At 61.3% G+C, this 6,714-nt stretch carries 5 protein-coding genes; 2 read left to right on the top strand and 3 right to left on the bottom strand.

What is annotated here, in order from left to right; all coding sequences use genetic code 11:
- The first annotated feature begins 70 nt into the window (after window positions 1–70).
- Together BFP96_RS00785 and BFP96_RS00780 are read left to right on the top strand one after the other, a co-directional pair.
- Window positions 71–688: a TPM domain-containing protein gene (locus tag BFP96_RS00785; RefSeq protein WP_065897750.1), complete on the top strand. Its 618-nt coding sequence runs from the start codon at window positions 71–73 to the stop codon at window positions 686–688.
- 220 nt (window positions 689–908) lie between these two features.
- Window positions 909–2,126: a class I SAM-dependent methyltransferase gene (locus BFP96_RS00780; RefSeq protein WP_065935395.1), complete on the top strand. Its 1,218-nt coding sequence runs from the start codon at window positions 909–911 to the stop codon at window positions 2,124–2,126.
- Between the two features lie 121 nt (window positions 2,127–2,247).
- On the opposite strand, the gene BFP96_RS00775 is transcribed toward BFP96_RS00780, so the two are convergent.
- From BFP96_RS00775 to BFP96_RS00765, 3 genes are all read right to left on the bottom strand, one after another.
- Window positions 2,248–4,806 (bottom strand): TonB-dependent receptor, encoded by a 2,559-nt coding sequence (locus tag BFP96_RS00775; RefSeq protein ID WP_065935394.1) that lies wholly within the window; start codon window positions 4,804–4,806, stop codon window positions 2,248–2,250.
- Window positions 4,807–4,924: 118 nt separating this feature from the next.
- The gene (locus tag BFP96_RS00770; RefSeq protein ID WP_065935393.1) at window positions 4,925–5,890 is read right to left on the bottom strand and encodes a FecR family protein; all 966 of its coding nucleotides are present in this window, start codon (window positions 5,888–5,890) and stop codon (window positions 4,925–4,927) included.
- Window positions 5,887–6,426, bottom strand: a complete 540-nt coding sequence (locus BFP96_RS00765) for an RNA polymerase sigma factor (RefSeq protein WP_065893445.1) — start codon at window positions 6,424–6,426, stop codon at window positions 5,887–5,889. The genes BFP96_RS00770 and BFP96_RS00765 overlap by 4 nt, the downstream gene beginning before the upstream one ends.
- Between the last annotated feature and the right edge of the window lie 288 nt (window positions 6,427–6,714).

The raw sequence follows: 6,714 nt of genomic DNA, 5'->3' as shown, positions 1-6,714 counted from the left end.
GGTGGTTTCGGCGGTGGCGGGGCGTCGGGCGGCTGGTAATGACAATAACGAAAATAGAGCATCTACAACCATGGCATTACTGACTGAACATGAGCAGCGCCAAGTGGCCGAGGCGATCGCCCGGGTCGAGCAACAGACCGACGCCGAACTGGTCACCGTGCTGGCGGCGCGGGCCGACGACTACGCCTACATCCCGTTGCTGTGGGCCAGCCTGATTGCATTGGTGGTGCCTGGCGTGGTGCATTACTTGTCGGGCTACCTGACCATGTACACCTTGTTGCTGGCGCAGTGGGCGACCTTCATTGTGCTGTGCCTGGTGTTTCGCTTGCCCAAGGTCACCACCCGTTTGATCCCGCGCTCGGTGCGCCATTGGCGCGCCTCGAACCTGGCGCGCCGTCAGTTCCTCGAGCAGAACCTGCATCACACGCTGGGCAGCACCGGGGTGCTGATTTTTGTCAGCGAGGCGGAGCGCTATGTGGAAATCCTGGTGGATGACGGCATCTCCAAGCGGTTGGACGACAGCAACTGGGATGGCATCGTCAAGGCGTTTACCCAGCAGGTGAAGCAGAGGCAAACGCTGGCCGGGTTCATTGCGTGCATCGAGGCCTGTGGTGAATTGCTCAAGGTGCATGTGCCGGTGACGCAGACGCGCAATGAACTGCCCAATCGCCTGGTCGTACTCGAATAACCAGGGCAACACCGTTCTAAATGTGGGAGGGGGCTTGCCCCCGATAGCAGTGGATCAGCCACTACATGGGTAGCTGACAGATTGCCATCGGGGGCAAGCCCCCTCCCACATTTGGATCTACCTTGGCTGTTGGAACTGACCACTGGTCAAATAACTCCGTGCCGTTGCGGGCTATCCCCCCTAAAATGCCCGGCATTCTTTGCCCGAGGCGTTTTTGTTCATGTCCGTCACCGCTCAACCCGCCAGCCCTGCACCGGATCATCATGCCCAGTTCATCGAACTGCTGACCGCAAGCCTGGCGCATAACGCCTTTATCAAGCTGGTGCTGGCCAAGTACGTCGGTGATGAAGCCGAACTGCAGCGGCTGATCATCAAAGCGGTCACCGTCAAGGAACAGCCCTGCCTGTCCTTCGTCTACCGCTACAAGACCCGCGACATCACCAAGAACCTGGCGCTGGCCGACGGTGTGGCGGCGATTGCCGAGCTGCTGCCGGCCTCGTTCAAGAACGCGCACCTGTTGTCGCTGACTGACGAAGCCCAGCTGGAATACAGCAAGAAGAACAAAAGCTCGCTGTTCAAAAGCAAGCCGCAGCAATTGCGTGAGGCGCCATCGGCCGAGCATAACCGCGAGAAAAATCGCTTCCTCGACCTGAGCCGGCCGTTCCTCGCCGACCTGGGCGTGACCGACGCCAAGCAGGCGCTGATTCCGTCGATGTCGCGCAAGTGGAAGCAGATCAACAAGTTCATCGAAGTGTTCAGTCACGCGCTGACGTCGTCGCCGTTGCAGCTCGACCAACCCGTACGCGTTGCCGATTTTGGCTCGGGCAAGGGCTACCTCACGTTTGCGATCCACGACTACCTGCGCAACACGCTCAAGGCCGAAGGCGAAGTGACCGGTGTCGAGTTGCGCCAGGACATGGTTACCCTGTGCAACGAAGCGGCCGCGCGCCTGGAGCACCCGGGGCTGGCGTTCAAGTGCGGCGATGTGCGCAGCGTCGCGCCGAGCCGGCTGGACGTGATGATCGCCCTGCATGCCTGCGATATCGCCACCGATTATGCGATTCACACCGGTATCCGTTCCGGTGCGTCGATCATCATGTGTTCGCCGTGCTGCCACAAACAGATCCGCCTGCAGATCCAGAGCCCGGCGCTGCTCAAGCCGATGCTGCAATACGGCCTGCACCTGGGCCAACAGGCGGAAATGGTCACCGACAGCCTGCGCGCCTTGTTTCTCGAAGCCTGTGGCTATGAGACCAAAGTGTTCGAGTTCATCTCGTTGGAGCACACCAACAAGAACAAGATGATCCTGGCGATCAAGCGTGCCGAGCCTTTGGACAATACGCAGTTGCTGGCAAAGATCCAGGAACTCAAGGCGTTCTACCACATCACCGAACATTGCCTGGAAACCCTGCTGCGCGCCGATGGTTTCTTGAACTAGGCGCTGGGCCCATTTGGGAGGGGGCTTGCCCCCGATTGCAGTGTGTCAGCCAACAGGTTCATTGGCTGATCCACCGCCATCGGGGGCAAGCCCCCTCCCACATTTAGACTCGGTGTAGCAATCAGAAGAATCGCGTCACGCTGATCTTCGCATCGCGCCCCTTGGTATAGGCGCGGTCGCCGCTCAACGCCGGGCGGAAGTTTTCGTTGAACAGGTTGTCCACGGTGAAGTTCACCTCGGTGCCCTTGAGGTACGCCTGTTGCGGTGTCCATTTGGCGAACAGGCCCTGGGTGTTGTAGCGCTTGTTGCCATACTGGTCGTAGAACAGATCGCCCACCCCTGAACCCGGGCCGCCGGAATAGTTGTCGCTGGGCAGGCGGTCGGTGGCGCCGATGAACTGGCCCATCCAGCCTACCTGGGCATCCCAGGCCGGAATGTGGGTACCCAGCACCAGCACCCATTTGGTCGGCGGGATATCCCGCGCTGCCACGTCCGGGCCCCAGGGGTTGGTATAGGCGCCTTCGTGCTGGCCTTTGGCATAGGCGAATGACACCGAGCCGAACACGTAGGTGGAGTTATAGATCGACTCCACTTCAATGCCCTTGATCGTCAGGCCGCCGATATTGCGGTAGTTGGACATCGCCCCCGCTGGGCAGGCGGAGCCAATCGTGCCGCCGTTGACGGCCTGGTTCCGGCACCCCACGCCGGTGGCCTTGAAGATTTCGTCTTCGACCGTGTTGTGGAACAAGGTGGTGCGCAATTGCAGGTTGTCATCCTGGGCGACGAGATTGTCGAAGTGAGTGATGTTGCCCAGGGTAATCGAGGTGATGCGCTCCGGGTCCAGGTCCACGCTGGTGGCGGTGCGGCTGCCCAGGCCCTGCACTTCGTATTGCTCGTCGATCACCGGCGCACGCCAGGTCTGGCTCCAGTTGGCGAACAGGCCGACATTTGGCGTGACGGTCCAGAACAGCGCCAGGCGCGGCGACCAGCCGGTGTAGGTGCGGTCGCTGTAGTCGTGGCCGATCGCAGGGTCAGGGTTGTTGTAGTACGGCGCATCATTGCCTTCGCCCCGGTTGCGCACATGGTCGTAGCGCAGCGACGGGGTGATGGTCAGGTCGCCCAGGGTCACTGCGTCCTGGATGAAGAAGCTGTTCGTGTCGACCTTACCGTGGGGCATGAAGCCCGGCTGGAAATGGCCGTAGTTATAGCGCGGCGTATTGTAAGTGCTGCCGGGCATCCACATTTCGGTGTCGCGCACGTGCTTGCGCACCTGCCCGCCGACTGTCAGCGCATGCTGCAGGGGGCCGGTGTCGAACAGGCTGACGTTGCGGATATCCAGATGCTTGTCGGTGTAGGCGGTGTCCATCTTGCGCCCGCCGGTGGCCAGCTGGAAAAACGCGGTGGCGTCACGCTCGTCGCTCTGTTCGGTGTTGGACTGGGAGTACTTGACGGTCATGTCCACCAGCGGGTTGTCCAGCGGCTGGTAGTGGTACTTGCCCGACCAGGTGGTGTCGACGGTATCGCGGTGCGCCAGAAAGCGCTTGAGTGCACCTTCGTAACCGTAGCGGTCGATGTTGAGCTGGGTCGGTGGTGTCGGGTAGCTGGCGGCGGAGAAGGGTGTCCAGCGGTTGCTGTGGGAGCGCGAGTAGGACAGGCCGACACTGTGTTCCTCGGTGAAGTACGCGTTGACCTTGAACAGCTTGCCGTCCACATCCTGGGCGCTGTTGGGCAGGCGCTGAGGATTGATCGGGTACTGGTTGTTCTCGTTGGGCAGCTTGGCGGCAACCTTCATGTCGCCGCCGTCGCGTTGGGTCAGATAGGCCAGCGCATCGAAACGGCCGTCGTCGGTGCGGCCGTACACGGCACTGCTGTAGACCTGTTCATGGTCGTTGCTCGAGTAGCCGTATTTGAGCATTGCGCCGCTGTTGCGGCCGTCCTTGAGCAGGTCCGGGGCATCCTTGGTGGTCATGTTGACCGTGCCGCCAAAGCCGCCGTTGCCGGTGAACGGTGAGTTCGGGCCTTTCTCTACCTCAATGCTCTTGATCAGCTCGGGCTCGATAAAGACGGTGCCCTGCTGGTAGCGCTCAAAACCACTCTTGGTCGCGCCATCTACGGTCATCGGCACGTCTTCGGCATCGCCGAAGCCACGGATGTTGATGGTTTGGCCGCCGGGCTTGAGCGAGCCGCCCTGGCTCACGCCGGGCAGGGTCTGCAACAGGCTGGGGATGTTATTGGACTGGTAGCGGTCAATGTCGGCCTGGGTCAGGGTGGAGCGGTTGACGGTACTGGAGTCCACTTCGTTGCCGGTGCCGATCACGCTCGAGGTATCGAGCTGGATTGCGCGGCCTTGCGTGGCCCTGGCCGCATCGGCGCGCACCACGTAGGTCGTGCCAACCTTGATCAGGGTGAAGTCGGCGCCTTTGAGCAGGATACGAATCGCCTCTTCTGCGCTGTACTCCCCCTTGAGGGCCGGCGCCTGCACATGCTTGAGCAACGCCTCATCGAACAGCAGCTGGATCTTCGCCTGCCGGGCCACCTGGCTCAGGGAGGTCGCCAACGGCTGGGCCGGCAGTTGCAGCGTGAATGACTCGGCCTGGGCGCTGACGCTGAACGCCAGGCAGGTGGCAAGCAGGGTCGGCTGTAGAAACAGGTGCGAAGCAGGGCAAGGCGCGCGAAACATGAGATCCCCCGGTGCGGCTAAATAGCCAAAAAGGTGTGCGTATCAAACGCAGACGGGAGGAAGACGGGGCACGCAAAAAAATCCACACATGCGAATGCAAAATATTCTCATGTGTGGCTTATTTGCTTGATTCGATTCGCACAATGCCGTCGGCGGACGTCACGGTTTTCACCGGTAACAGGGCGGGCAGGGCGTTGAGCAGTGCGTCCGGGTCATTCACATCCAGGTTGCCCGACACCTTGAGTTGCGCCACGGCCTTGCTGACCTGTAGAGGCGCCTGGGGACGGTACAGGCTCAATTCGTCGATCAGGCTGGCCAGCTCGCGATTACGAAACGCCAAGTGCGCGCTGCGCCAATCGGCGACGTCTACGGCGTTGAGGGTTTGCTGCTGCAGCGTGCCATTGGCGTACTGGTAAGTGGCGCGTTGCCTGGCCTGGAGCAACGCGGCGGGGTGTGTTCGATCCGGCTCGAAGGCCACTTGGCCATGGGCCACGCTGACCACCAGTTGCTGTTCACTGCGGCGCACATCGAAACCGGTGCCCACCACCCGCACATTCGCCTCGCCGGCTTGTACGTACAGCGGGCGTTCCTGATCGGCGGCCACTTCGATGTACAACTGGCCTTTGTCCAGATGAAGGATGCGCTGGTGCGCGGTGAACTCCATGCGAATGCGGGTGTTGGCGTTCACATACAAGGTGCTGCCATCGGGCAGGTGCAGGGTGCGCATGCCCTTGGCATGACCGGCAACCTGGGCGTGATACAGCTCGCGTGGCGCACCGAGATGAGGGGCAAGAACGGCGCAGAGCAAGGCGGCCGCGATTGCCAGCGCGGGGCGCCATACCGGTTTGCGCCGGGGCAGCGCCAAGGGTTTGTTCAATGGCTGCAACTGGGCGAGGTCGGTCCACAATTGCTCGAATTCGGCATAGGCGCGCGCATGGGCCGGGTTGGCCCGCCAGGCGGCGAAGGCCTTGCGGTCGACACGGTCCGCGTGGCTGCGGTTGCGTGCAAACCAGCTGGCGGCTTGGGCATCAATGGCGTCGCTCGCGTCGATGTCCAGCGCGTCGAGGTCGCTCAGGCGGCTCATTGGGGCTGCTCCGTGCCGGGGTCAGGTTGAAGACGTCGTTTGCAATGCAGCAGGGCAAAAGCAATGTGCTTTTCCACCATGCTCGTCGAAATGCCCATGCGCGCGGCGATCTGTGCCTGGCTCAAGCCTTCGAAGCGATGCAGCATAAGGGCTTCGCGCCGACGGGGCGAGAGTTCGGCGAGGACTTCTTTCAAGTGTTCCAGGCGCTGGATGCGCAGCGCGGCGGCCATGGGCTCGTTTTGCTCGTCGGTGACGGCTTCGGTGGGGGCGTCGGCTGAATCGGCGTGGACACTGCGGCGTACCTGTTGTTTACGCCAGTGATCGCGCAGCAGGTTGCGCGCCATCTGAAACAGAAACGCCCGTGGCTGCTCGACCTTGGCCCGGTCGCGGTAGTCCAGCCATTGGGTAAACACATCCTGGGTCATATCCGCCGCGTCACTGGCGTTGTCCGTGCGTTTGCGCAGGAAATGCAGGATATCTGCATAGAACCCGCGACAGGCATCGGCCGACAATGGGTCGGGCTTGGGACGAGACATGGATATCCTTCTTGACGCAGCACGGCTTGGAAAGGTCGTGAATGATATCGAGAATTATTGTCATTTGTCTCTTTTTAAAATCTGTACCCCATTCAAAATGTGGGAGGGGGCTTGCCCCCGATTGGGGTGTGTCAGTCACCGAATGTGTTGACTGATGCGCCGCTATCGGGGCATAGGCATCTACACAACTCTGTAGCGCCCAACCGTAACCACGATGCGAAGCGAGCCGCTCTTGATCTGCTTTTGATCTTGATCTCAGGCGCCCCGTTAAACCACGCTGGCCGAACG

The organism is Pseudomonas sp. 34 E 7 (assembly GCF_900005715.1).
In the GTDB taxonomy this organism is placed as follows: Bacteria; Pseudomonadota; Gammaproteobacteria; order Pseudomonadales; family Pseudomonadaceae; genus Aquipseudomonas; species Aquipseudomonas orientalis_A.
Note: the sequence above shows the minus strand (reverse complement) of the source record. Positions and strands in the feature narration are given on the sequence as shown.